Origin of the sequence: Acinetobacter sp. KAM396, assembly GCF_021602765.1 — a bacterium.
Classification (GTDB): domain Bacteria; phylum Pseudomonadota; class Gammaproteobacteria; order Pseudomonadales; family Moraxellaceae; genus Acinetobacter; species Acinetobacter towneri_A.
Map to the genome: position 1 here is coordinate 163,070 of NZ_BPPH01000003.1, position 25,733 is coordinate 188,802.

The 25,733-nt window shown below is 41.9% G+C and carries 22 protein-coding genes; 10 read left to right on the forward strand and 12 right to left on the reverse strand.

Translation table 11 applies throughout. The features are described 5' to 3' along the window. Positions 1-20: 20 nt before the first annotated feature. From dld to lldP, 4 genes are all read right to left on the reverse strand, one after another. Positions 21-1,736 (reverse strand): D-lactate dehydrogenase, encoded by a 1,716-nt coding sequence (gene dld / locus L6C30_RS03470; RefSeq protein ID WP_236162324.1) that lies wholly within the window; start codon positions 1,734-1,736, stop codon positions 21-23. A gap of 90 nt (positions 1,737-1,826) precedes the next feature. After that, positions 1,827-2,981, reverse strand: a complete 1,155-nt coding sequence (gene lldD / locus L6C30_RS03475; protein WP_236162323.1) for an FMN-dependent L-lactate dehydrogenase LldD — start codon at positions 2,979-2,981, stop codon at positions 1,827-1,829. Beyond that, complete coding sequence (gene lldR / locus L6C30_RS03480) at positions 2,978-3,727, reverse strand: transcriptional regulator LldR (protein ID WP_236162322.1); 750 nt, start codon at positions 3,725-3,727, stop codon at positions 2,978-2,980. Before lldR ends, lldD begins: the two co-directional genes overlap by 4 nt. Positions 3,728-3,751: 24 nt before the next feature. Beyond that, a complete protein-coding gene (gene lldP, locus L6C30_RS03485; RefSeq protein WP_236162321.1) occupies positions 3,752-5,422 on the reverse strand; it encodes an L-lactate permease in 1,671 nt (556 codons plus the stop codon). A 754-nt stretch (positions 5,423-6,176) separates the two neighbouring features. On the opposite strand from lldP, the gene L6C30_RS03490 reads away from it, so the two are divergent. Both L6C30_RS03490 and lon read left to right on the forward strand, forming a co-directional pair. Continuing rightward, positions 6,177-6,773 carry a 5-formyltetrahydrofolate cyclo-ligase gene (locus L6C30_RS03490; RefSeq protein ID WP_236162399.1) on the forward strand — a complete coding sequence of 199 codons (597 nt, stop codon included), beginning with the start codon at positions 6,177-6,179 and terminating at the stop codon, positions 6,771-6,773. A 148-nt stretch (positions 6,774-6,921) separates the two neighbouring features. Further along, positions 6,922-9,348: an endopeptidase La gene (gene lon / locus L6C30_RS03495; RefSeq protein ID WP_236162320.1), complete on the forward strand. Its 2,427-nt coding sequence runs from the start codon at positions 6,922-6,924 to the stop codon at positions 9,346-9,348. Between the two features lie 358 nt (positions 9,349-9,706). Here the strand turns inward: lon and L6C30_RS03500 are convergent, their stop codons facing one another. Next, positions 9,707-10,672, reverse strand: a complete 966-nt coding sequence (locus L6C30_RS03500; protein WP_374706583.1) for a M28 family peptidase — start codon at positions 10,670-10,672, stop codon at positions 9,707-9,709. Between the two features lie 158 nt (positions 10,673-10,830). On the opposite strand from L6C30_RS03500, the gene rlmH reads away from it, so the two are divergent. Both rlmH and L6C30_RS03510 read left to right on the forward strand, forming a co-directional pair. Continuing rightward, positions 10,831-11,313 (forward strand): 23S rRNA (pseudouridine(1915)-N(3))-methyltransferase RlmH, encoded by a 483-nt coding sequence (gene rlmH / locus L6C30_RS03505; protein WP_026438445.1) that lies wholly within the window; start codon positions 10,831-10,833, stop codon positions 11,311-11,313. A 147-nt stretch (positions 11,314-11,460) separates the two neighbouring features. Further along, a complete protein-coding gene (locus tag L6C30_RS03510) occupies positions 11,461-12,237 on the forward strand; it encodes a dioxygenase (RefSeq protein WP_236162319.1) in 777 nt (258 codons plus the stop codon). Between the two features lie 76 nt (positions 12,238-12,313). Here L6C30_RS03510 and gdhA read toward each other — a convergent pair whose 3' ends face one another. After that, entirely contained in the window at positions 12,314-13,657 is a 1,344-nt protein-coding gene (gene gdhA, locus L6C30_RS03515) for an NADP-specific glutamate dehydrogenase (protein WP_236162318.1), read from the reverse strand. Positions 13,658-14,013: 356 nt separating this feature from the next. Between gdhA and L6C30_RS03520 the strand changes: the two genes are divergently transcribed. Both L6C30_RS03520 and nth read left to right on the forward strand, forming a co-directional pair. Continuing rightward, positions 14,014-14,808, forward strand: a complete 795-nt coding sequence (locus L6C30_RS03520) for an RnfABCDGE type electron transport complex subunit B (RefSeq protein WP_236162317.1) — start codon at positions 14,014-14,016, stop codon at positions 14,806-14,808. Positions 14,809-14,900: 92 nt separating this feature from the next. Then, positions 14,901-15,590, forward strand: a complete 690-nt coding sequence (nth, locus tag L6C30_RS03525) for an endonuclease III (protein ID WP_236162397.1) — start codon at positions 14,901-14,903, stop codon at positions 15,588-15,590. Positions 15,591-15,713: 123 nt separating this feature from the next. On the opposite strand, the gene L6C30_RS03530 is transcribed toward nth, so the two are convergent. The 4 genes from L6C30_RS03530 to L6C30_RS03545 all read right to left on the reverse strand — a co-directional run bounded on the left by L6C30_RS03530 (position 15,714) and on the right by L6C30_RS03545 (position 18,678). Continuing rightward, positions 15,714-15,911 carry a hypothetical protein gene (locus tag L6C30_RS03530; RefSeq protein WP_236093789.1) on the reverse strand — a complete coding sequence of 66 codons (198 nt, stop codon included), beginning with the start codon at positions 15,909-15,911 and terminating at the stop codon, positions 15,714-15,716. 128 nt (positions 15,912-16,039) lie between these two features. After that, the gene (adk, locus tag L6C30_RS03535; RefSeq protein WP_236093790.1) at positions 16,040-16,699 is read right to left on the reverse strand and encodes an adenylate kinase; all 660 of its coding nucleotides are present in this window, start codon (positions 16,697-16,699) and stop codon (positions 16,040-16,042) included. 80 nt (positions 16,700-16,779) lie between these two features. Beyond that, a complete protein-coding gene (locus tag L6C30_RS03540; RefSeq protein ID WP_236162316.1) occupies positions 16,780-18,096 on the reverse strand; it encodes a hypothetical protein in 1,317 nt (438 codons plus the stop codon). Between the two features lie 63 nt (positions 18,097-18,159). Further along, on the reverse strand, positions 18,160-18,678 hold the full coding sequence (locus L6C30_RS03545) for a hypothetical protein (RefSeq protein WP_236162315.1): 519 nt from the start codon (positions 18,676-18,678) through the stop codon (positions 18,160-18,162). Between the two features lie 254 nt (positions 18,679-18,932). Here L6C30_RS03545 and mrdA point away from each other — a divergent pair, with 254 nt between their 5' ends. The 3 genes from mrdA to ykgO all read left to right on the forward strand — a co-directional run bounded on the left by mrdA (position 18,933) and on the right by ykgO (position 21,810). Next, on the forward strand, positions 18,933-21,023 hold the full coding sequence (gene mrdA, locus L6C30_RS03550; RefSeq protein ID WP_236162314.1) for a penicillin-binding protein 2: 2,091 nt from the start codon (positions 18,933-18,935) through the stop codon (positions 21,021-21,023). Positions 21,024-21,026: 3 nt separating this feature from the next. Then, positions 21,027-21,584 (forward strand): 16S rRNA (guanine(966)-N(2))-methyltransferase RsmD, encoded by a 558-nt coding sequence (rsmD, locus tag L6C30_RS03555; RefSeq protein ID WP_070152532.1) that lies wholly within the window; start codon positions 21,027-21,029, stop codon positions 21,582-21,584. 103 nt (positions 21,585-21,687) lie between these two features. Then, complete coding sequence (gene ykgO / locus L6C30_RS03560; RefSeq protein ID WP_026438469.1) at positions 21,688-21,810, forward strand: type B 50S ribosomal protein L36; 123 nt, start codon at positions 21,688-21,690, stop codon at positions 21,808-21,810. A gap of 48 nt (positions 21,811-21,858) precedes the next feature. On the opposite strand, the gene L6C30_RS03565 is transcribed toward ykgO, so the two are convergent. Further along, complete coding sequence (locus L6C30_RS03565; RefSeq protein WP_227515204.1) at positions 21,859-22,407, reverse strand: 1-acyl-sn-glycerol-3-phosphate acyltransferase; 549 nt, start codon at positions 22,405-22,407, stop codon at positions 21,859-21,861. A gap of 425 nt (positions 22,408-22,832) precedes the next feature. Between L6C30_RS03565 and L6C30_RS03570 the strand changes: the two genes are divergently transcribed. After that, the gene (locus L6C30_RS03570; RefSeq protein ID WP_236162313.1) at positions 22,833-23,651 is read left to right on the forward strand and encodes a hypothetical protein; all 819 of its coding nucleotides are present in this window, start codon (positions 22,833-22,835) and stop codon (positions 23,649-23,651) included. 140 nt (positions 23,652-23,791) lie between these two features. On the opposite strand, the gene L6C30_RS03575 is transcribed toward L6C30_RS03570, so the two are convergent. Continuing rightward, positions 23,792-25,393, reverse strand: coding sequence for an isocitrate lyase (locus tag L6C30_RS03575; RefSeq protein ID WP_070152541.1), 1,602 nt, complete (start codon positions 25,391-25,393; stop codon positions 23,792-23,794). Positions 25,394-25,733 lie beyond the last annotated feature (340 nt).

Below are 25,733 nucleotides of genomic sequence, written 5' to 3' on the forward strand. Positions count from 1 at the left end.
TGCTCAGTTTTCATCCCTATTTAACGCCAAGCTTTTAATTTTGAGCTATGTCCAATGCCCACATTAAAACAATTGGTCGGGTCCAATTTTTGATAATGTTGCTTGAGGGCAGGCTTCGCCACATATAAATGCCCAACATTATGTTCTGCAGGATACTCTGCCCCACGTGCATCTAGCAATGACCACATTTGATGTTCCATTGCCAATGGGTCTAGACCTTTTTTAATAATATAGTCCTGATGAAAGACATGACATAAAAAATGACCATAATACAACTTATGAATAATCGCCTGCTCCAACTCTTCGGGCAAGGTTTCAACCCATTGCTGATCATTACGTCTTAACGCAATATCTAAAGCAACAATGTCTTCCACTTCATTTCGGTGTGTATCACGATAACGGATTGCAGCACCTGCTACTGCAAAGCGATGCAGAAAAGCCTTTCTGCCTTCATCTTCATTACATAGAAAAAAACTGCCGGAATTGCGCGTGATAAAATAATCCAGTAAAAAATGCTGAACTGCCGCAACATCTTGCTGTTCAATGCGCAAAATTAAATGATGTTCATACAAATCACGAAATTGGTTCATGCGTTCTGGTAAATGATTTGGCAGTAGTTTCGTGAACATTTGCAAAACATTATCCGACAATCCACGCATGCCCCAACGGGTTAGAAAACCATCAACTTTGTCTTTCATGGCAAAAGCTGCAGGTACTTTACTGGTGCCAAACTTCTCGATAAACAAGAAGCTGTCTTTGCCATATTCTGCACCAATGTCATAGGCATCTCGATGAATATACTCGCCTGCAATCGGTACACGCGGCAAATCACGTAATAAAAAACGGCGAATCGCGGTTAAATCATCCTGCTGATTGCTGCCGATATAAAACACCTGACTCGGAATTTTCTCAAACGTATCCAAACGCACTGCAAACACACAGACTTTACCTGCCGAACCCGAAGCTTCAAACAAACGGCTCGGGTCGGCATTAAACCGTGCAGGCGTATCGGCATCGACTTGGGCAACATCATGCACGTAACGCTGATCTGAAGCACAGCAATGATCCGAATATTCAATATCTTCAGGGCGATATTGTTGTTGCTCAAGTTTGGTTAAAATTTCTTCTGGCGAGTTCCCTAAATTCACCCCCAAATGATTGATGAGTTGCAACTCGCCCAGTGCATCGACTTGTGCATATAAGGCCAACTCAGTATAGGCAGGACCACGTCTGACCAATGCCCCACCTGAATTATTACATACCCCGCCCAACACCGAAGCTCCAATACAAGATGAACCAATGACTGAGTGTGGCTCACGCTGATGTGGCGCCAATTGTTGTTCCAAAGCATCTAGCGTTGCACCAGGCAAGCAAATCACTTGCTTGGCATCGTTGATGAGCTGAATACCTTTTAAACGTTGGGTGTTGATCAAAATTACAGGACGATCATAGTCATCACCAAAAGGGGTAGAACCACCCGTGAGTCCAGTATTGGCGGCTTGCATAATAATAATGCAATCTGCTGCCACAGCCACTTGTAACACTTGCCACTGCTGCAATAAAGAACCTGGCGTGACCACCGCAAAAACGTGTCCCTCGCCAAAACGTCGCCCTTGACGATATAAACGAGTATCTGATTCATGGGTCAATACATGCGCTTTTCCCACAATATCGACCAAGTTTTTGAGGGTTGCTGCAGCATCAAATTGTGTTGCAGAAGAAATTGTCTGTGGCATAGTGTACAAGTCCTGAAACAAGGTGAAAAATACAATTAAGCGATTCAGCCAAATGCATCGGTTGATGGATTGATCGCTCCTGTTGGCAATTTAGCCTTTCAGTTCACGCTCAAGTTGTACCAAGCAATCTGAGTTAATCGCTTGAATGTTTTTAGCACCCGTTAAAGTCATTGCGACGCGCATTTCCTTATCAATCAATTCGAGTAAATTACTCACACCCGCCCCGCCTGCTGCACCTAGTGCATAAATAAAGGCACGTCCGAGCATACAAGTATCCGCACCCATCGCCAACATGCGCACCACATCTAGGCCATTACGAATACCTGAATCCACTAGAATTTTAAGATCTCCTTTCACCGCATCAGCAATTGGCGGTAAAGCACGTGCAGTCGAGAGCACACCATCTAACTGACGACCTCCGTGATTAGACACCACAATTCCATCAGCCCCAAAACGAACAGCATCCTTAGCATCTTCTGGGTCTAAAATGCCTTTAATGACCATTGGGCCATCCCAGAATTCACGAATCCACTCCAAGTCTTTCCATGAAATAGATGGGTCAAAGTTATTGCCTAACCAGCCAATATAATCTTCAAGTCCTGTTGGTTTGCCTAAGTATTTAGAGATATTGCCCAAGTCATGCGGACGACCCAGTAAACCCACATCCCATGCCCAGTTTGGATGCATCACTGCCTGCATATAGCGTCGCATAGCAGCATTTGGACCACTCATGCCCGAATGTGCATCCCGATAACGTGCACCAGGCACAGGCATATCTACTGTAAAGACCAAGGTTGAACAGCCTGCGGCTTTAGCACGTTCCAAAGCATTGCGCATAAAACCGCGGTCACGCAATACATATAATTGAAACCACATTGGGCGTGAAATGGCAGGCACCACTTCTTCAATTGGACACACCGACACGGTAGACAAAGTAAATGGAATGCCTTTTTTGTCAGCTGCAACTGCAGCCTGTACTTCACCACGGCGCGCATACATGCCCGTTAAACCCACAGGTGCCAACGCCACAGGCATTGACAAGGTTTCATTAAATAAAGTGGTTTCTAAACTTAAAGCCGACATGTCATTCAAAACACGTTGGCGCAAGGCGATCTGTGAAAGGTCTTCCACATTTCTTTTTAGCGTTTGTTCCGCGTACGCACCTCCATCAATATAGTGAAATAAAAATGACGGTAAACGGCGTTTAGCTGCTTCGCGGTAATCATTCGCAGAAGAAATAATCATGGCGCTATCCTGTTTAATCGACTCGCACGCTGACGACGCGCATCTTCCTCGTCTATCATACGTACTTGTTGAACTACAAATTCAATATGTCCACACACTGCCGAACGGGCAGCTTCTGGATCCTGGCGTTCAATTGCATCCATCACTTGAAAGTGTTGATCATGCAACTGATCGAAACGGTGGGCTTCGGTATAGACTTTGCGTCTGCCCAAAACTACGTTGTATTGCAACAAATCAAATAAGCCACGCATCATTTGAATGAGCACCAAATTGTGCGATGCTTCGGCAATTGCCAAATGAAACTTGGCATCGGCAATTGCAGCCTGATCGTCATCACCTAAAATTTGGAAATGGGCGATTTGCTCATAACAGGCACGGATGTTTTTCAAATCCTCAGCAGTTGCCCGCTGTGCGGCATACCATGCCGTACCACCTTCAAGCACCATTCGAGCTTCTTGCACATCAAAACGATAAGCAGGGTCTTCATCAATCAGGTTACTTAAAGGCTGCACAATTTGATATTGCGACCAATTGGTGGGTAGCTGTTGCAAAAAAGTACCCGCTCCAACTTTGCTGACCAGCATGCCCTGACTGGTCAATTGCTGAATAGCCTCACGCAAAGAGGAACGGGAAACCCCGAGTTGTTCACATAACTTTCTTTCGGCAGGCAATCGGTCTCCGACTTGCATCTGATTTTTTTCAACCAGTGTGCGCAGGTCTTGCACAACTTTGTTGGAGACTTTCATGCGGCTATCCTCTTGTGCATGTGGTTATGGAATCATCCATGGGAACACATAAGCTTGTAGAGTGATAATAATACCGATCATTACGGTGAACGTGATACTGTGTTTTACGGTAAAGCGGAATAAATCCGATTCTTTTCCGACTAAACCCACTGCCGCACAGGCAATTGCAATCGATTGTGGTGAAATCATTTTGCCTGTTACTCCACCACTGGTATTTGCAGCAACCAACAAGACTTCTGGTACACCAATTTGCTGTGCAGTTGTGGCTTGCAAGGCAGCAAATAAGGCATTGGCTGATGTATCTGAACCTGTCAAGAACACTCCAATCCAACCTAAAAATGGCGAGAAGAATGTAAAAGCATTGCCTGTGTGTGACAAAGCCAGTGCCAAAGTCGCAGACATGCCTGAATAATTGGCAATAAAAGCAAAAGCCAACACCATCCCAATCGAATAAATCGGTGTTTTAAGCTCGTTGATGGTTTCTGCAAAAGTTTTAACAGCTTCACGCGGTTTCATTTTCAAGTAAATGATGGTGATGACAGCCGCAATCATAATTGCAGTCCCTGTTGCACTCAGCCAATCGAACTTAAAGATTGCATCGTAGTCTTTAACGTCAGCAACCACAGGCGGCATTTTTTGCACCAATTGATGTAAAAATGGCACTTTGATGGAAATTACCCAGTCATGCATTGCCCCATCTTTGGCAAATAAATCTTTAAACGGTTTAATACTCCAAATGGTGACCATCACCGTTAACACTGCAAAAGGTGACCATGCTTTAACAATCTGCCCGATGCTGTATTTTTGCTGTTGTTCTGCAACCAAGTTGGCATCTACTTTTGTGTCTGCATCACTAAAACGGAAAATGTGTTTTGGCTGCCAGAATTTAAACAACACCGTTAAACTGACCAAAGATGCAATTGCAGCTGTAATGTCGGGTAACTCAGGTCCAACAAAGTTAGAGGTCAAGTATTGTGCAATCGCAAAAGCACCACCACCCACCAACACTGCAGGCCAAGTTTCTTTCACACCGCGCCAGCCATCCATAATTGCCATAATCCAGAACAGCACAATTGGCACCATAAATGGCAACTGACGCCCCACCATCTGGCTAATTTCCATGGTTTCTACACCCGAAACCTGACCCGCCACAATAATTGGAATCCCCATTGCGCCAAACGCAACTGGTGCGGTGTTCACAATCAGACATAAACCCGCAGCGTATAAAGGTTTAAAACCCAAACCTACCAGCAAAGCTGCAGTAATTGCCACTGGCGCCCCAAAGCCCGCTGCACCTTCTAAAAATGTCCCAAACGCGAAGCCGACTAATAGCATCTGGAGACGCTGATCTTCTGTAATCGAAAGAATAGATGAGCGAATAATGTTAAATTGCCCTGTTTTTACAGAGATTTTATATAAGAATAATGCGCCAATAATAATCCATGCGATTGGCCACAAACCGTAGAAAAATCCATAGATCAATGAAGCAAAAGCCATTGGTGCAGGCATGCCATAGGCAAATAAAGACACTAATAATGCCAAAATCACCGTAATTGTTCCCGCAACACTTCCCTTTAAGCGAAATACAGCCAGTGCTAAAAAGAAAAAAATAATCGGGATTGATGCAATAAGACTCGAAATCCAAATATTTGCCATTGGATCATAGATCTGTTGCCAATGTTGAAGCATTGTCATCTCCTTGAAATGCTCACTCAAACGTAAACATAGGTCTAAGCATAGAGGTAAAATTCTAATTTTGGTCTGACCAATATTGAGGTTAAAAACAAAATTCCCTCAACATATGCAACAAATGATAGTTTTAGACAAAAAAAAGTCAAGATTGGCCTGATTGTTTATTTTAAATGGTCATACCAATTTCGATAAAGGTTTTCTTTATATACAGCATAAAAAAATACGCCAAAGAAATATTTAAACTTTGTTTTTTCTCGAGTTTTTAAAAGGAAGGAAAAACCAAATTTATTTCGTACAGCTTTATACAACTTTAGTCCAATACAATGGAATCAGTGTGATTTCTAGCAAGATGAATTGAACGCTTGATAAGTCTTTAGGTCCAAATTCATCTAACGCGGGTCGGAAACATTTTTTTCAGTTTTTATAACTGCAAAATGAAAGTATTGTTTTTGTTTTGGCACGTGTTTTACATAATTGTTGTTTTAACTGAACTCGGCCCAATTTATCTCGTAGCGACCGTGAAGATTTTTAGTGCGGCATTGATTGCGCTATAGCATCAGTGTGTTTTTAATTTTACATCTAGATTCAAGCCAAACTATCCCATAGTAGGTCAGGTTCAGATAATCAGAAATATAACATTACATCCTGTTAAAATGCCAAGCATGATAAAAGCTTGTTTTTTGTCGATGCAATGATAGTAATTCCATACCCATTCAGACATTTAAACTCAGGTATATAAGGATGTGCCCAGATGCAGTTGTTGAGACTTAACACCTTGCGTAAACAGCTTCGACAACAGCGCAGAGCAGTCACGCCTAATCAACAGCAGCAAGCGCAGCAAGCTGTTTTGCAGCGCCTAATACGGTTGCCAAAATTTCAGTACGCAAAAAAAGTGGGGGTGTATTTAGATGCATTTGGTGAAATTCATACACAGCGCATCATTGAATACTGCTTCGTGCAAGGCAAACAAGTGTATTTACCCATGATTTGCAACATGAATCAGCAACTGGTTTGGGTTGAAATCTCACGTCATCAATACATCAATAAACGTTTTTCTCATCACCCACTGGGCATGAAAGAGCCGATGGCAAGTCGTGGGAAGCATGTTTTTCATCTTGACCTTTTAATCATGCCCTTGCTGGCTTGCGACAAGTACGGCACTCGAATTGGAATGGGTGGTGGTTATTATGACCGCACGCTGGCATCTGCTCCACAGCGCCCTTATCGCTTAGGTATCGCACATGATTTTCAGCTGATTCATGCAAACTTGCCACGTAAAAACTGGGATCAACCTCTAGATGCGTTACTGACACCAGAGTGTTTTTTACAGTTTAAACGCAACTTGAAACGCTAAATTGATCATTTTGACTGGATAGGTCAATTTAAAATCAAATACTTAGCTACTTTTTTAAACAATTTATGTTGACCTGCCCTTGTATTTTTTAAAATACCCATCACTATAAAAAACATGGCAACACCGTTGTCACTCATTAGGAGTGCCCATGTCTGAAATTATTATGAATCAAGAAACCTTAGAGCCTCAGGTTCCAAGTGTATTACCGCTTTTAGCGCTACGTGATGTGGTGGTTTATCCGCACATGCAAATCGCGCTATTTGTAGGTCGTGAAAAATCGATCAATGCAGTTGATGTGGCTCGTAACAGTGACAATCTAGTATTTGTAGTTGCGCAAAAAGATTCGCTTACAGAAGAAATTGATCACGACAATTTGTATCAATACGGTACTGTCGCGAAAATTGTGCAAGTTGTAAATCACGAAAATGATGAAAACTGTATTAAAGTGCTGATTGAAGGCTTATACCGCGCCAAACTCGAAAAAATTATTGATGAAGACGCGTATTTAACTGCAGAGCACAGCTTAAGCCCAATGACAGTTGCGATGGATGAGAATACCCAAGCATCACGCTTGCAAGAATTACGTGCCTTATTTGCGCAATATGCTGAAGCAAAATTACGCAATGCACGTGAACTGATTGCTGCTGCCAATAAAATTGAAGATTTATTGCAATTGTTGTTCTTTGTTGCAACTCGCGTGCCGTTGAACATTGATATTAAACAAAAATTCCTTGAGCACGACGAGTTTGAAGCTCACTTAATGGAGTTAATGACTTATTTATTGCAACAGTCTGAAGAACAGCAGATTGAGCAAACTTTGCATGACTCAGTTAAACGTCAGATGGAAAAAAATCAGCGTGAATACTTCTTAAATGAGAAGATGAAAGTCATTCAACGCGAGCTGTCCGATATGAACGGCGGTGCGGAAGATGATGTCGCTGAAATTGAAAAACGTCTGGCCGAAGCAGACTTGCCTGAGCATGTACGTAAAAAAGCAGAAGCTGAGTTCCGTAAACTTAAAGCGATGCAACCTGCATCTAGCGAAGCAGCTGTGGTACGCAACTATCTAGAAGTCATTTTAGATACGCCATGGAACAAAGCCAGCAAAGTCAGCATCAACTTGGCGAAAGCACAAGAAATTTTAGATGCCGACCATTACGGTTTAGACGAAGTTAAAGACCGTATTGTGGAATACCTTGCTGTACAGTCGCGCGTGAAAAAACTCAAAGGCCCAATTCTATGCTTGGTTGGTCCTCCGGGTGTAGGTAAAACCTCACTAGGTGAGTCTGTTGCAAAAGCCACTGGACGTGAGTTTGTGCGTATGGCGCTCGGCGGCGTACGTGATGAAGCAGAAATTCGCGGTCACCGTCGTACCTATATTGGTGCGATGCCAGGTAAAATTGTGCAATCATTGACCAAAGTTGGTGTGAAAAACCCACTATTCTTGCTCGATGAAATTGACAAAATGGCGCAGGATTACCGTGGCGACCCTGCATCTGCTTTGTTAGAAGTGCTTGATCCATCACAAAACAACAAGTTTAACGATCACTATTTAGATCTAGACTTAGACTTGTCTGAAGTGATGTTCATTTGTACTGCCAACAGCATGAATATTCCAGAAGCTCTGCTAGATCGTATGGAAGTGATTCGTCTACTGGGTTATACCGAAGATGAAAAAGTGAATATTGCTGAACGCTATCTTGTACCTAAAGCCATCAAAAATAATGGTTTGCGTGCTAAAGAATTGACGGTTCATGAGGAAGCGATTCGTGACATTGTACAGCGCTATACGCGTGAAGCAGGTGTGCGTAGTCTTGAACGTGAAGTGTCAAAAATTGCCCGTAAAGTGGTGAAAGAAGCAGTCAGCAAAAAAGCCAAAAACCTACAGGTAGATGTGACTTCACAAAACTTGCCAGATTACCTTGGTCCACACAAATTTGACTATGGTATGGCAGAAGAAGAAGCCGAAGTGGGTCGCGTAAATGGCTTGGCTTGGACTTCAGTGGGTGGTGAATTACTTACCATTGAAGTAGCAACTATGAAAGGCAAAGGCAATTTCATCACCACAGGTTCATTGGGGGATGTGATGCAAGAGTCGATCAAAGCTGCGATGACCGTTGTGCGTACCCGTGCTGACAGCTTAGGCATTGAGGCGAGTGTATTTGCCGAAACCGATGTGCACGTACACTTGCCAGAAGGTGCAACACCTAAAGATGGTCCATCTGCAGGTTTGGCATTGACCACAGCATTGGTGTCTGCGTTTACAGGTATTCCAATTCGTCCTGATATTGCCATGACTGGTGAAACCAGTTTACGTGGTCGTGCAATGCGCATTGGTGGCTTGAAAGAGAAACTTCTTGCGGCACATCGTGGTGGTATCAAACTGGTATTTATTCCAGAGGAAAATGTGCGTGACTTGTCTGAAATTCCAGACAATGTCAAAGAAGGTTTGGAAATCAAGGCTGTAAAAAGCATTGATGAGATCTTGCCTTTGGCACTGACCAGTATGCCTAAGCCTTTAACCAAGGCACCCATTGTGAAGCCGGTGGCAGCAGGCAAAGCCGCACGTCACTAAGCCAGTTACTCTGCTTTTAAGCATAGAACTTCTCAAAAGAGCACTTCGGTGCTCTTTTGTTGTATTTAGACTCTAGATTTTGAAACGTAGTTGAATATTTTTTAATTCATTTTTCAATTGGATAGCCTATTTTTAATTCAATTTCCTTGAAAAATAGGTAAACCATCCACATATATAAATTTAAGATACATCGCGCTGTATGTTTCTTGTTTGGTCTATTTAGACCGATAAATTGATCAGACGCTTTTGATTGAAGTGTGCTTCATGTTCTGGTCATCCATATCTCCAGGTGGATGACCTTTTAACCGCAGTCCTATTTCAATTCAGGGCTGCGTTTTTTATGCACAGCGATCATTCATTAAGGTGATAAAACCTGTGCAACCAAGCCATTCACAACGTGCGCCATTTTTTCAAAATTTACCGTTTTTAAAGTATCGCCTGTGGTATGGCGAAGTGTGCTGCGATAACTACCCGTATCGGTAATTAAAATAGCTGGAACATCATATTTCCAATAATTTAAATGATCTGAAAAATCCATGCCTTTTACAAAGCTGGGAGCCACCACACGCTCACATTGCAACTGGTTCAAACGTTGCATCGTATTGCAATAGCTTGCACTCATTTCACGTGACTGCATATTACTTAATGCCACAATAAAATTGCCATGACTTGGGTAAATCCACTTTAAACCGATTGGGTAATTTTGCACCAAATTACTGTCGTAATAACCAATCATATCCAGCACATACACCGCACGGATTTTTTCTTTTTCTGCCTGCACAGATTTGGCATGTATAAAACTGCCCATCGACTCGGTTTTAAAAAATGGTGGCTCTGTCAAGGTATAAAAAACAAATTCAACATTTTGACTAAGTTTATTCTTTTCCTGCGCCAAAATTCGTGCTGTTTCGATTACACCTGCCACGCCAGAAGCGTTGTCATTTGCCCCCTGCTGCTGCCCATACACATCATAATGCGCACCAAAAATCGTTTTTTTCGCAGCACCGACATTCAATTTGCACACCACATTGCGGTAGCTTTGCTGATTGACCACATAATTTTGAAATTGACACGGAATTCCAAATACTCGCATTTGTTCCCGAATCCATGCCGAAACCCGATTCAGTTCAATCACATTTTTATAATGACGATACTGTTCGGAATTACCCAAACCCTGCTGCCCAATCACTTGCTGCATATAGACTTGCAAATTGTTTGGTTCTGCCCCTTGAGCCTCAGGCACAGCAAATGTAGCAGTGGTCATCAATCCCATACCCGCGCCCAATATCCATGAATGTAACTGCTGACTTTGAAACGCGCGCATGCTGATAATTCCAAGGAAAAAAAAGACCAATAAGATTGCTGAGTATTAAAGCAACAGCCTGTTGGCAAATTCAATTGCAAATTGTGTCGTTACACAGCGCTTGTGTTGAATCATGGTTATAATGCGAGATTCTGATTGATCGCTACATGAACTCGCCTATGAAAATTCGCATTCTGACCATTGGACAAAAAATGCCTGCTTGGGTGCTGACTGGTTTTGAAGATTATTTCAAACGGATTCAGCCTTTTGTGCAGACTCAAATTGTCGAACTGCCAATGGCGAAACGTGGCAAAAATGATTCTGAGGCCGATATTCTAAAATATCGCCAAATTGAAGGTGATAGCATTTTAAATGCCATGAAAAACAATGAGCTGTTAATTGCCTTGGAAGTGGGCGGCAAAGAGTTCAGCACCGAAAAACTTGCAGAAACCATGAAAGGCTGGATGTTAGAAGGCAATGATGTCGTGCTTGCGATTGGCGGACCAGATGGTCATTCTGAAGCAGTACGTAAAGCAGCAGCATGGCATTGGTCCTTATCCAAACTTACTTTGCCACACCCTTTAGTTCGCGTGATGCTGATCGAACAACTATACCGCGCTATGAGCATTAATCATAACCACCCTTATCACCGTGCGGGCTAATTAAGCAACTCAATTTACACGTGAAGTCATCGGAATATACCAATTTAGCGACGTTGCAAAGCTGCAACATAGCGTTCAACAAAAGTACATTTCGCTGCACACACTTTTTTGCGATGCTGAAGAACAGCAGGCTATATGGAGCTCGGCATGAACTTACAGACATTACCTGGTTTATTTATCTCACATGGTTCGCCCCTGTTAGCACTCAATCCTGAACAGGTTGGACCCGCGCTTAGCCGTTTAAGTGAAAATTTACCAACACCGCAAGCCATTGTAGTGATGTCTGCGCACTGGGAAAGTAATGCCCTAGAAGTCAATACAGGTATTCGCCCTGAAACATGGCATGACTTCCGTGGATTCCCTGAAGCTTTGTATACTCTTCGCTACCCTGCGCCTGGCTTGCCTGAACTGGCAGAAGATATTTTGCAGCGTTTGGCTGATGCGGGCTTTGCTGCACATGCCAACAGCACACGTCCGCATGATCATGGAGTATGGATGCCTTTACTACACATGTATCCCGATGCCAATATTCCTGTAATCGCTATTTCTTTGCCTACAAATATGAGTGCCGAACAGATTTATTATGTTGGGCAAAGCTTGGCGCCACTGCGTGATCAGCAAATTTTACTGATTGGTTCGGGCAGCATCACCCATAACTTAAGTGAATTATCATGGAATACACCCCATGCGGCTGTGCCTGAATGGGCATCTAGTTTCCGTAATCGTGTAGTGCAGCATTTAAGTCATCGCAATTATGATGCTGTGCTGGATTGGCAACAATTGCCGTATGCGACACGTAATCACCCGACCCTAGAACACTTTGCACCGCTGTTTTTTGCGATGGGCACAGGTGATCGATTTAATATTGTTCATAGTAGCTTTAGCATGGGTTCACTCGGTATGGATATTTATCGTTTTGATTAAGCACTTTGCTAACTAAAAACCATAAAAAAACCGATGCATGTGCATCGGTTTTTTGAAAGTCTATTTAAGACAAAGCTTAGAATACACCTTGCGCTAACATTGCATCGGCAACTTTTACAAAACCAGCAATATTCGCACCATCTACATAGTTTACAGTACCATCTTCTTGTGTACCGTATTTCACGCAGTTGCGGTGAATTTCTTTCATAATTGCATGTAAACGCTCATCCACTTCTTCAAACGTCCAACCTAAACGAATCGCGTTTTGAGACATTTCAAGACCAGAAGTTGCTACGCCACCTGCATTTGAAGCTTTACCTGGTGCATACAAGATTTTCGCTTCTACGAATTTCTCAACAGCATCCAAAGTAGAAGGCATGTTTGCACCTTCAGCTACACAGATCACGCCATTTGCAAGTAAAGTCGCAGCATCATCACCCGTTAACTCATTTTGAGTTGCACATGGTAATGCGATGTCACACTTAATACCCCAAGGACGTTGGCCTTCAAGATATTCGAAACCGTGTTTAGATGCAAATTCAGAAATACGACCACGTTTTACGTTTTTAAGTTCCATCACTTCAGCAAGTAATTCTGGTGTGAAACCTTCTTTCACGTACACCGTACCATTAGAGTCAGAAAGTGAAACGACTTTCGCACCCAAGTACATTGCTTTATCTGCAGCAAATTGTGCAACGTTACCTGAACCAGAAATCGCAACGACTTTATCTTTAAAGCTATCGCCACGAGTCTTGAGCATTTCCTCAGCGAAATACACAGTACCGTAACCTGTAGCTTCTGGACGCGCCAAAGAACCACCGAAAGACAAGCCTTTACCTGTGAATACACATGAAGTGTCATTGCTGAGCTTCTTCATCATACCCGCCATGTAACCTACTTCACGGCCGCCTACACCAATATCACCCGCAGGGATATCCGTGTTAGAACCCAAATGACGATATAACTCGATCATTAAGGCTTGGCAGAAACGCATAATTTCGCCTTCAGACTTACCTTTAGGGTCAAAGTCTGAACCACCTTTACCACCGCCCATTGGCAATGTAGTCAAAGCATTTTTAAAGGTTTGTTCAAAACCTAAGAATTTTAAAATAGAAAGGTTCACTGATGGGTGGAAACGCATACCACCCTTAAATGGACCAATTGCTGAGTTATACTGTACACGGAATGCACGGTTTACGTGGGTTTGACCTTGGTCATCCACCCAAGAAACGCGGAACTGAATGGCACGCTCAGGCTCAACCAAACGCTCAAGCAAACCATGTGCTGCATATTGAGGGTTCTTTTCAATAAACGGCCAAAGGCTGGTCATTACTTCTTCTACAGCTTGTAGAAACTCTGGTTGATGTGCATCACGTGTTTTAACGTAATCTAGGAATTCGTTAAGGCTGTTGTATTTCAACGCTTAATCCTCAGCAGAAAATGGATCAAAATTGGTCAAAATTTCAATCAATGATATATTTTGGCGCAAAATATTAAATATGTTTTGTTCACAATCTACAATAGTTTTTTTCAAAAAACTTTAAAACATTTGTATTTTCATAAATTTAACTTATTTTTTAGCGTGTTAAGCCTATAAGTTTATGTAACAAATTAATTCATAGTGTTGAGCATTTTTGCACAAAAAACTAGCCATTTTTGTTCTTAATTTGCGCACAAGCCTAAAAGCAAAAATCATGCTAAAATCATTTACCTAGAGTTTTCCTCAAGATTTATTTTCCGTTTTTCTGCTGCTGTTAAAGTGGCATTGGTTTGTCCATGAATTCGCAAATTGCTCTGATTCAAAATATTGATGCGCTCCTTCCTCAAACTCAATGTGGCTTATGTGGCCATCGTGATGGCTGTTTACCCTATGCCAAAGCGATTGCGGAAGGCGAAGCGGCCAATAAATGTGTACCTGGTGGACAACCTGTTGCAGATGCACTGGCAAACTTACTGCAACGCCCTTTATTAACCGCAGAAGCAAGCGTTTGGCCTGTGCAGGCAGATGGACGCCCACAACGTATGAAAGCATTAATTCGGGAAGATGAGTGCATTGGCTGTACCAAATGTATTAATGCCTGTCCTGTCGATGCTATTTTAGGTTCAGGCAAACTCATGCACAGCATTTTGACTGATTTATGTACAGGCTGTGAATTATGTATTCCACCTTGTCCTGTCGATTGCATTGACTTAGTGGAAGATACACAACCTCTGCTTTCTGAAAGCGCACGTGTTGCAGAACAGAATGATTTACGTCAGCGTTACTACGCCCACATTCAACGTGAAGAACAACGCCGTCTGCAACGCAAAGGCCCCGTAGTACGTGCAGAAATTGATACTGAGCTGTTTGCACAATTCTCAGCACAAACCGATGCTGCTGTTCCTGTGATTGAGTTGCCTGTACAAAAAAATGAACAGATTTCTACTGCCGATGCACAAACCACCATCGAACTGGCAAAATTACGCACGCAAATTAAAAAACTCGAAAAACAACTCAGTGTACGTGACGATGAAAAAAAACGGCTGTTGCTTGCCAATCTACAAAGACAGTTAGATGAATTAGGAGCATAAACATGCCCGAAAGAAATGCACGTCTGACCACTAAAGCGGTTAAAAAAACGGTCACCAAAAGCACAACAATTAAAGAAAATCCGTCTAAAAATATGTCCAAAAAACAAATTCAGACTTTATTTGAACGCTTGCGCAAACAACGCCCAAATCCAACAACCGAACTGAATTATTCCAACCCTTTTGAATTACTGATTGCGGTGACACTATCTGCACAAGCTACCGATGTCAGCGTCAATAAAGCCACTGACAAATTGTTTCCTGTTGCCAATACTCCCGAAGCGATTTATGACTTAGGTGTAGAAGGCTTAAAGGAATACATTAAAACCATCGGGCTGTATAACTCCAAAGCCGAAAATGTCATTAAAACCTGTAAAATTCTCATCGAAAAACATGGCAGTATGGTGCCTGATAATCGAGCCGATTTAGAAGCCTTACCTGGCGTGGGACGTAAAACTGCCAATGTGGTGTTAAATACTGCATTTGGACAGCCCACTATGGCGGTTGATACGCATATTTTCCGTTTGGGTAACCGTACAGGTTTGGCTGTAGGTAAAAATGTTTTAGAAGTCGAACAGCGTTTAATTAAAGTCATTCCTAAAGAATTTTTAATTGACTCGCATCACTGGCTAATTTTGCATGGACGTTATTGCTGTATTGCGCGTAAGCCTAAATGTGGTGAATGTGTAGTGTCTGATGTGTGTAACTGGCCTGATCGCTTTGAATTTGGTGCACACCGCCAGATTAAGCTGCATAAAATTCATCACGAGCTCATCCCTCAGTAAACACTTCAGTAGACTTTAGTGATCTAAACTTATTGAAGAGATGCTAAATCATTAAAGCAATGTGGATCATCCAAAATAGTGTGGATAACTGTGCAATCTATACACAAACGGTGCAGAGATGATTTATTTATCCTGAGAATCTTCAGACTGGCGTTGTTGCTGTTGTTTAAGTTTCGGATGCAACTGATAGTGCTTGCCTGATTTTTTTTCAGACGAATTTTGAGCTTGTGTATTGCGCAACAACTTATAGCTCACAACAACAAGAAAGCCTAAAACAGCAATACTTGCCAATAACATGATGATCACAGCAGCATGTTGCAAAGCACTCTCCTAAACTGAAACAAATAAAAAGAGCCCTAATATGAATCAGGACTCTTTTAAAGTCAAAACAAGCCGCCTGTTTAAACGGTTTTATTTTCATTTAAACAGACTTGGTCTAAAACCTAGGCTTATTTTGCTTGGTCTAAAATCGCAAACAAATCTGCTTGAACTTCTTCAATTGGACGAAGACCATTCAATTTGTTGTAGCTTGGTGCATTTTCGCCAGAAGCAGCACGACCCTGATAGAAGCCAACCAATTGCTCAGTTTCTGAGTGATACGCTTTTAAACGCTTACGAATAGTTTCTTCTTGATCATCTGGACGTTGTACTAAGTCTTCACCTGTTTCATCATCTTTACCTTCCACTTTTGGAGGATTGTAAACAAGGTGATAAATACGGCCAGACGCAGGGTGCTGACGACGACCAGACAAACGCTGTACGATTTCTTCGTCTGCAACATCAATTTCAATCACGTGGTCAATATTGATGCCTTCGCTTTCCAAAGCTTCAGCTTGTGGGATTGTGCGAGGGAAACCATCAAAAATACAACCATTCACGCAATCTGGCTGCGCAATACGCTCTTTAACTAAGCCAATGATAAGTTCGTCAGATACCAAACCGCCACCATCCATAACGCTTTGGGCTTGTAGACCTAATTCAGTACCTTCACGAATTGCAGCACGGAGCATATCACCGGTTGAAATTTGTGGGATATTGTAGCGCTTACAGATCAACTGAGCTTGTGTACCTTTACCTGCTCCAGGTGGTCCGAGTAATATAATGCGCATAAAAAACATCCTCATTTTAACAATGTATTTGACACTCGTTGCATATCAGAGCCATCGCCCTTTACGCAGCCAGCATCCTCTTATAAGAAAGCGACAAACAAATGTATTAAACCAGCAATAAAACCAGTTACACCACCCAAGACAATTAAAATCCACTCATCTTCCTGAAAGGCAGGACGCAAGAGATTCTGGAATTCTTTTGGCGTCAGTTCACGAATACGATCTCTAAACATTTGATAAATTTTCTGTGCACGGCTCGCATTAAAGGCAGGGTCGCATACAGGCACCATCGTAATTTCAATCGAACGATCAATCAAGTCAGTCTTGAGTTTGGCATACTCTTTTGGCCCCAAAGACAACTGTAAAGAGGTACGAACCAATGGTGTTTCCATAATTTCGTTGATGTGGCGTTTGACAATACGGCGGGTTTTGTCTTTTTTACTGCCATACATCATTTCAGTCATAATGGATTTTAACGTAATCAGATCTTCTGTGACTACCTTTGCAAACACATCCGAGACTTCATCTTGGCGTTTCATGAACGCACCCTGAATATTATAAGTCCCAATGCGTGGAATCACTGGCTTGATCCACGGAAATTGACGATTTTCGGTCAATTTAAAGAACTGCGGATATTTCACGTAATGCGGGTGAACTGGGTTGAATACCATCCAAATGGCAATCCAATTGGTCAAGAAGCCCCAAATTGCCGCCCAAAATGGGACCGTCCAGTGCCATGGCACCAGAAACCAAACGATCATTTGGAAAATACCAAAGAACATCCCAATCAATGCACTAATATGCCAAATAAAATTAATTTCTTTTTGACCAACTTTTAGGAACATACGCACCATTAAGCGGCGGTCTCCTTCCATTTGGCTAACCACCATTTCACGCATATCCACCAAAGATTCAACGTTCAGGGTCAGTTCAGTCACCAATTCGCGTAGCACACCTGGCAGTTGTTTATGCGCCTGAGCGTAAATACGGCGTTTAATTGAATACGGTAAGTTCTCCCAAAGCACTGCATTACGGTCTAACATGACCTCATCAATTAAGTGTTCAAGTTCAAAATCCACTTGCTCACCAATAATACGCGCCATATCTTCAGGGTCCATAGCATTGAGAAACTCACGCAATGAACCTAATTTTGACAATGTGTTATCGGTAATGATGCCTGAAATACGCCCTGCTTTACGCGGTACAATCCCCTGCCATCCCACAGGAATAGGCCCAAGGTGAAAGCCCCAAAAGCTAATTGGATAGAACACCATTTTTAGTGCCATCCACACGTGCGCCCAAGTCACAAAAGCAGTCACAGGAATAATACTGAGCACGGCCCAAAAATCTGGACGATTCAAAAAGGTTTGCCACAACTGATTGACGTACTCAAGCATGCATTTTTTCCATATTTAGTTCTAATTACAAGATTCTAAAGTAGTTAAAAGTCACTATTCTGACTACAAACCCATACTGAGCGTATAGGAAAATTGTAGTCTAGGCTCAGTTTCCGCAATCACTCGCCCTTGTCGATCTTCCAATTTTTCACCTGCGCCAATGCCAACACTAAAGCTACTGATGCGTTCAGGGCTCAGTAATACATAAGCCAGATCAATGCCTGCACCTAAACGCGCTTTTTCTTCACCATCCACCCATTTAGATTCTAGGTGTCCTGCGTAAGCGCCAATATAATAACCATTTTTGTCTTTACCTGTGAGGTGGTATGGGTAACGAAAACCTGTTTGCCCACCGACTTCATGGTCACCATTTAAAAAAGCCCCCGCTTTTAGATAGGCAATGCCATAAGGATTGACCCATTCACCATTCAAATGCAGTAATTTTTGGGTAATACCCGCCCCTACATTCCAGGTTTTTGCGCTATCTGCGCTAATTTTTGCTTCAGGTAAAAAAGTAGTGTTCCCAGCAAAGCTAAAACTTGAAAAGACAAGTAATGCCACGAAAGAATAGACTTTTGTCATTATTATCACCAGTGTCCATTTGTTTTAATTTTAAAAACAGTCCTGTTTTCGTGTTTTGACTCTAGCAGAATTGTCAGGATTCTTATATACAGCAAATTACAATTTTGATGTCGCTAAAGTCAAAAATTAAGATTGCGCCCATCTTCTAGGTTAAATCGGGCAATTCAGTCAAACATGGTTACTCAAAATTGCCAATAGATGCGATAGAATAGTCCAAATTCTTTCTCCCTCATTTTAGTTAAGTCAATTTTTGTATGAAACAACACTATCCGTTAAAAAATGCTCAGCAAGAGAAGCGTATTTTTCGCAATCGCATCTTTTTTTCGGTGGGTGTTGTGGTTTTTTTCTTGCTGCTTTTGGTGGCACGTTATGCTTATTTACAAATTAGTGGCTACGATGAATTTTCAACTGCATCAGATAAAAACCGTATTCGATTACAACCACTCGCGCCTGCACGTGGTTATATTTATGACCGCAATGGCGTGTTATTGGCCGATAACTACCCTGTATTCTCTGCTACCTTAAGCCGAGCAGATGTTGAAGATATTGATGACACCATTGCGCGACTGACGCCTGTTTTACAACTGACAGAAGAAGATATTGAGCGCTTTAAAAGTCGGATTAAAACTTCACGTAAAACCGAACGTGTATCGATCAAACTGAATTTAAATGAATCAGATATTGCGCGTTTTAGTGAAGTCAAATTTCAGTTCCCTGGTGTCAATATTGAAACTCAAATGACTCGTTATTATCCACACGGTGAATTATTTGCGCATGTGATTGGTTATGTCGGACGTATTAACGACAAAGAACTGAAAGAAATTGACAAAGATGCTTATGCAGGCACTAATCTGATTGGTAAAATTGGGGTGGAAAAATCGTATGAGCACTTACTACATGGCGTACCTGGCAACGAATCTGTAGAAGCCGATGCGCATGGTAATGTGCTACGCAATTTAGGACGTAAAGACCCTTTACGTGGCAATGATTTGTTTTTATCACTGGATTACGGCTTGCAAGTGGTTGCCTCTGAACAATTGGCAGAACGTCGTGGTGCAATTGTGGCACTCGACCCACGCACAGGTGAAATTTTAGCTTTGGTATCTAGTCCTAGCTTTAACCCTAACTTATTTGTCACAGGCATTAGTCATACCGACTACTCAGCTCTACGTGATAATTTAGATCAGCCGCTCTATAACCGTGCGGTACAAGGTGTTTATCCACCTGGTTCTACCATTAAGCCGATGTTTGGTTTAGGCGGTATTCATTATGGCTATGTCGATTGGAAAACTGCCATTCAGGATTATGGATATTTTACTTTACCGGGTGACAGCCACCGTTTCCGTGATCATAAAAAAACCGGGCACGGCATTGTCGATATGCACAAAGCCCAAATCGTGTCGTGCGATACCTACTTCTATGTATTGTCCTATCGTATGGGCATTGAAAAAATGAACGACTGGATGCGTCAATTTGGTTTTAGTGAAAAAACTGGAGTCGATTTACCAAATGAAAGCACAGGGCTCTACCCAAACCCAGATTGGAAAATGCGTACTCGTAATGCCAAATGGATGAAAGGTGAAACAATTTCAGTCAGCATTGGACAAGGTGCCTTCACCTCGACACCATTGCAATTAGCAATGGCTACCGCCATCACCGCTAACAAAGGCTTTAAAGTTACACCGCACGTGTTACGTGAAAGTCGTGGCGCGAAACCATTTAAAGTTCACAATGGCACCAACGGTAAAATTGATTTTAACGGCACAGAAGAAGACTGGATTAAAATGCGTGATGCCATGGTTGATGTTGTTCAATCTGGTACAGGTAAAGGGATTAAAGGCGGATTACAATATTCGATTGCAGGTAAAACGGGTACAGCACAGGTTAAAAGTATTGCACAGGGCAAACGCTATAACGAAGCATTGCTAACAGATCGTCAGCTTGACCACGGCTTGTTTGTCGGCTTTGCACCTGCTGAAAACCCCGAAATTGCCATTGCAATTATTCTTGAAAATGGTCGTGGTGGTTCTGCCGCAACAGCCTTGGCGCGTCCAATTTTAGATTATTGGTTACTTAATAAAAATAAAAAGCCAATTCGTCCATCGGCGGCACAAGTGAGTGGTGGCTTAATGACTGCGGGTTTAAAACCAAGTGAGTTACCAAGTGGTGAAGTCACTTCATCTACTGCTCCAAATACCAATAGCTCCAATCATTCAAATATTACGAGCAATAACTCTACAGCAAACCCAAATCATGCACAAACAGCTCCGAGCTCAACGACAACCAACTCACCAGCAGCTGCGCCCGCAGTAGTTGTACCAGCCAGCCCAATTGAGAGCGACTAAGCCATGAAAAATCAACTACGGATTATTGGTGGAGAATGGAAACGTCGTCAGTTGGCTTTTGCTTCAATTGAGGGATTACGGCCAACGCCTGACCGAGTACGCGAAACCTTATTTAACTGGTTAATGTGGGATGTGCAAAACGCCAAAGTGTTAGACCTCTGTTCAGGTTCGGGCGCTTTAGCTTTTGAAGCCCTGTCCCGCGGTGCGGCACACGTGGTCATGATTGAGCCAAACCGCACACAAGCGCAGTTTTTACAGCAAAATTTAGAATTATTACGTGTGAATAAAAGCACGGCACAATTGAAAATTTCTACCGCACAGCATGCCTTGGCAACACTGAAAGATCAGTTTGATTTGGTATTTTTAGACCCACCCTACAGTTTAGATTTATGGGAAGAATTGGCAGCGTTGGCTGATCCACATATTGCAGCACAAGGTCTGATTTATGTTGAAGCAGATCGTGATTTAAACCTGTTAAAATTACCGCATACATGGCAAAAAATTAAAGAGAGCAAAGCGGGCACTGTACGTGCAGGCTTGTATCAAAAGATTATTGTTTAAATTTTTTTCTTAAAAGAGATGTTGTAACTTTCTGGTTTTGACACTTTTCGACAGTTAGTAAATAATGTTATATTATAACATTACAGTTAAAGTGTTTATCTTCATGAAAGTTCGTTCATCTTTAAAAAGTGCAAAATCGCGTGCCGATTGTCAAATTGTGAAACGTCGTGGCAAATTATTTGTGATTTGCAAATCCAATCCACGTTTTAAAGCAAGACAGGGCTAATCCCCTGTCTTTTTAATTTTTATGTACTATTAAACTCAAATAGCATGCTTATTCTGAATAGTAACGTGTATCGACACTAAAGCTTTCGGGAAATTTTGCTTGCACCTGCGCATAAAATGTCATGATTTCAGCCATATCTTTTTCAAAATCACCAGTTGGATGCACAATTTTTCCCACACCCGTTTTCTTTTTTGCATAGTCCATATACGCCAAAGCAATTGGCACACCTGCATTTAACGCAACATGATAAAAACCTGTTTTCCATTGTTCTTGACGCGCACGTGTGGCTTCTGGCGTCACCAACATCACCAATTTAGGATGGGTTTTAAATAAGTCCGTCATGAGCTGAACCATACTTGGTCGTGGTTCGCCTGGTGCTTTCGGACGACGGTCGATACCAATACCACCCATGGCACGGACAAACGGCCCAAACGGCAATTTCATATAGCTGTCTTTAATGGTCAGGCGAACATTGACGCCCAAAGCTTTAAGCCCTAAGCGTGCATATAAGGCATCCCAATTACTGGTATGCGGTGCTGCAATCATCACATATTGGTCTAATTCCAACGGACAATGATTGTCGATTTCCCAACCCATTAAATTTAAGCTTCGCTCAGCTAACTTTTCAAACACAACCGCATACCCCAAATAAAGTGTGCGAATTTTAGCAAGCATCACCAAATATAAAAGTCTAAAACGATGAATAAATAAACAAATACTTTATAAATGTATAAAAATTCCCTGCACTCCTCTCAGTTTTCTCATTCCATGCAAAATCATACTGTTTTAACATCCATTCATTACCAGATTTAAGCAGGTTTAAAAATTGTAAATATATAAATTTACGCGTAGTTTGATGAGTTTTAAGGTCTAATCCGATGGAATCCTTGAAGTTAAATTTAAAACACAGAACTTGTTATGATTTGCTACAAATTTTCATTAAATATAAGGTGAATTAGCTTTTCAGATACAAGGTGAAAGTTTAAGGTGGCAGCAACACGAGTTTTGAGTTCAGAACATTTATGCTGAATCGTTATCCGATTGCACTCAGTACACTTAGCTTACTTTTAGCAGCTTGCGGGTCAACCGAGCAAAGTAAGGAATATCAAGCTAATTTGGCTTCTGAACCACTAGTCACGCCCAAAACTGAATCTCAAAAATCAGCAACTTCTTGGTCAAGACAAGCTACTGGTAACTTTAAAGCCTTATTACCTTGTGACCACTGTGAACAACATGTGATTCACTTACGCATGAATGATAATCAAACCTTTCAACTTAGCGACATTAAACGTTGGAAACAGCGCCATCGCGAAAACCTAGTGACAGGCACGATTCACGCTGCTCAGGACAACAAACAGCCCCAACACTTATCACAAACCACTGCAAATGAATGGTTGCTCAACACAGAAAATGGAGAAGTCTACGCGCGCATTCAGCTTACAACTCACGGTCTTAAATTCAATTTATACAAGCAAAAAAATATAAAAGATCAGCCGAAAATTGAAACCCAGGTTTTCTTACATCCTGTAGAAAGTATGAAAGTCAGTAATGCGCTGAAGCATGTCGATATTCAGGCTGAACACGTACAAAATATTGAGGTCAAAGAGTTAAACGACCCTGTGATGGCACATGATTATTTTCTAGCAATTCACAATCAATCTAATCAAGCATTGCAATTGCATGCCAGTGATTTAATTTTGCTCGATCAGCAGTATCAGGAATACGCTGCTGTAGTCGATCCACAGTTTTTAGTGCCTATTCCCGCACAACAAAAACAATGGATTAAGGTGTCTTTCTATTACCCTACTTCTGTACAGGCAGATGTGATCAAAATTAAATAAGTTCAAACTGCTGACTGTTTATAAATAAAGAAACATCTCTTTAAAGATGTTTCTTAAAAGTGTTTCAGCATTCTTTGATTATTTTTATCGCCATAAAAAAACCCTGCAGATGCAGGGTTTTCTTTTAAACCATCAAGCGATTACGCGTTGAATTGGTTCATTGTGTTTTTAGCTTCGTCCGCTGCTTTAAGCGCGTTGTCACCAGAGAAGATTTCTTTGTGATCGTCACCGATGTCAGAACCAGCCATTGCTTGGTGTTTAACGCAAGCGATACCACCACGGATTTCTTTACGTTGTACGCCAGCAACATAAGCCAACATACCTTCAGAACCGAAGTAACCTTCTGCAAGCTCATGAGTAGAAAGCGCAGCAGTGTGGTAAGTCGGAAGTGTGATCAAGTGGTGGAACACACCCGCTTCACGAGAAGCGTCTGCTTGGAATGTACGTACTTTTTCGTCAGCTTCAGCAGCTAATTCAGTGTTGTCGTACTCAGCGCTCATTAACTTAGCACGGTCGTATGCAGAAACGTCTTTACCTTCAGCAACCCAACGGTCGTAAGCTTGTTGACGGAAGTTTAAAGTCCAGTTGAACGATGGAGAGTTGTTATAAACAAGTTTCGCATTTGGAACAACTTCTTTAACACGGTTAACCATGTGAGCGATTTCTTCAACGTTTGGAGTCGCAGTTTCGATCCAAAGAAGGTCAGCACCGTTTTGTAAGCTAGTCACACAGTCAAGTACAACGCGGTCAATTTGAGTGCCTTCGCGGAATTGGTACAAGCCAGAAGCTAAACGCTTAGGACGGTGTAATTTACCATCACGCTTGATTAGGATTTCGTCTTCTTTCGCTTCAGAGATGTCAATTTCTTGAGTGTCTAAGTAGCTGATGTATTGAGAAGCGATGTCGCCTGGCTCTTTAACTACTGGGATTTTTTGAGTTAAGTCAGCACCTTCAGAATCAGTACGTGCAACGATGATACCGTCGTCAAGACCCATTTCTAAGAACGCATAACGTAACGCGTGGATTTTAGCGATGAAGTCTTCGTGTGGAACAGTTACTTTGCCAGCTTGGTGACCACATTGTTTCGCGTCAGAAACTTGGTTTTCGATTTGAAGTGCACATGCACCCGCTTCGATCATTTTCTTAGCTAATAAGTAAGTTGCTTCTTCGTTACCGAAACCAGCGTCGATGTCCGCAATAATTGGCACAACGTGAGTTTCAAAGTTGTCGATTTGTGCAGTGATTTCAGCAGCTTTAGCAGTATCACCAGCGTCTTGTGCTTTTTTAAGTGCACGGAACAAATCGTTTAATTCTTTTGCGTCAGCTTGACGTAAGAATGTGTAGATTTCTTCGATCAATGCAGGAACAGAAGTTTTTTCGTGCATAGATTGGTCAGGAAGAGGACCAAATTCTGAACGAAGTGCAGCAACCATCCAACCAGAAAGGTAGATGTAGCGACGCTCAGTTGTACCGAAGTATTTTTTGTTCGCAATCATTTTTTGCTGAGCGATAAAACCGTGCCAGCAGCCTAGTGATTGAGTGTATTTGCTAGAGTCTGCATCATAAGCAGCCATATCACGACGCATAATCGCAGCTGTATATTTAGCAATGTCTAAACCAGTTTTGAAACGGTTTTGCATTTGCATACGCGCAGCATCTTCAGGACTGATGTCTGCCCAAGTGTTGCCGAATTTTGCTTTTAATTCGCGGATTGCATCAATCGCTGTTTGGTATGTAGTCATGATATTGTACCCTGTAATATTATTTAGGATTTATCAATCGAAGGCTAAATCGCGCTTATGTTTGATTGCTCAGATTTAGAGCACTTCGTTACGATGGATACAGAGTAGAGTGACTGAATGAATTAATCCAATATTCTAGTGTAATTCTCGGTATTTTTTTAAAAAATGTATAGATCAAAGTCTTAATCCGAAAATACACCAGAAATATAATTCACTGTTTTTTAATGTATAGGACTTACGCATTGACGGATTCAAAAAAGTATTAAAATACTTTATAAAGTATCTGTGATCAGACGAATTAAAAATGCTTCTACAGCAACTTGTACTCTACCCATTTATA

Coding starts and splice junctions, on each gene's coding strand:
- L6C30_RS03570 (WP_236162313.1), top strand. CDS start 22,833: ATGCTGAATCGTTATCCGATTGCACTCAGTACACTTAGCTTACTTTTA.
- mrdA (WP_236162314.1), top strand. CDS start 18,933: ATGAAACAACACTATCCGTTAAAAAATGCTCAGCAAGAGAAGCGTATT.
- rsmD (WP_070152532.1), top strand. CDS start 21,027: ATGAAAAATCAACTACGGATTATTGGTGGAGAATGGAAACGTCGTCAG.
- dld (WP_236162324.1), bottom strand. CDS start 1,736: ATGCCACAGACAATTTCTTCTGCAACACAATTTGATGCTGCAGCAACC.
- L6C30_RS03510 (WP_236162319.1), top strand. CDS start 11,461: ATGAACTTACAGACATTACCTGGTTTATTTATCTCACATGGTTCGCCC.
- ykgO (WP_026438469.1), top strand. CDS start 21,688: ATGAAAGTTCGTTCATCTTTAAAAAGTGCAAAATCGCGTGCCGATTGT.
- L6C30_RS03500 (WP_374706583.1), bottom strand. CDS start 10,672: ATGCGCGCGTTTCAAAGTCAGCAGTTACATTCATGGATATTGGGCGCG.
- L6C30_RS03520 (WP_236162317.1), top strand. CDS start 14,014: ATGAATTCGCAAATTGCTCTGATTCAAAATATTGATGCGCTCCTTCCT.
- adk (WP_236093790.1), bottom strand. CDS start 16,699: ATGCGCATTATATTACTCGGACCACCTGGAGCAGGTAAAGGTACACAA.
- L6C30_RS03545 (WP_236162315.1), bottom strand. CDS start 18,678: ATGACAAAAGTCTATTCTTTCGTGGCATTACTTGTCTTTTCAAGTTTT.
- lon (WP_236162320.1), top strand. CDS start 6,922: ATGTCTGAAATTATTATGAATCAAGAAACCTTAGAGCCTCAGGTTCCA.
- L6C30_RS03575 (WP_070152541.1), bottom strand. CDS start 25,393: ATGACTACATACCAAACAGCGATTGATGCAATCCGCGAATTAAAAGCA.
- rlmH (WP_026438445.1), top strand. CDS start 10,831: ATGAAAATTCGCATTCTGACCATTGGACAAAAAATGCCTGCTTGGGTG.
- L6C30_RS03540 (WP_236162316.1), bottom strand. CDS start 18,096: ATGCTTGAGTACGTCAATCAGTTGTGGCAAACCTTTTTGAATCGTCCA.
- lldP (WP_236162321.1), bottom strand. CDS start 5,422: ATGACAATGCTTCAACATTGGCAACAGATCTATGATCCAATGGCAAAT.
- lldD (WP_236162323.1), bottom strand. CDS start 2,981: ATGATTATTTCTTCTGCGAATGATTACCGCGAAGCAGCTAAACGCCGT.
- L6C30_RS03565 (WP_227515204.1), bottom strand. CDS start 22,407: ATGGGTTGGGAAATCGACAATCATTGTCCGTTGGAATTAGACCAATAT.
- nth (WP_236162397.1), top strand. CDS start 14,901: ATGTCCAAAAAACAAATTCAGACTTTATTTGAACGCTTGCGCAAACAA.
- lldR (WP_236162322.1), bottom strand. CDS start 3,727: ATGAAAGTCTCCAACAAAGTTGTGCAAGACCTGCGCACACTGGTTGAA.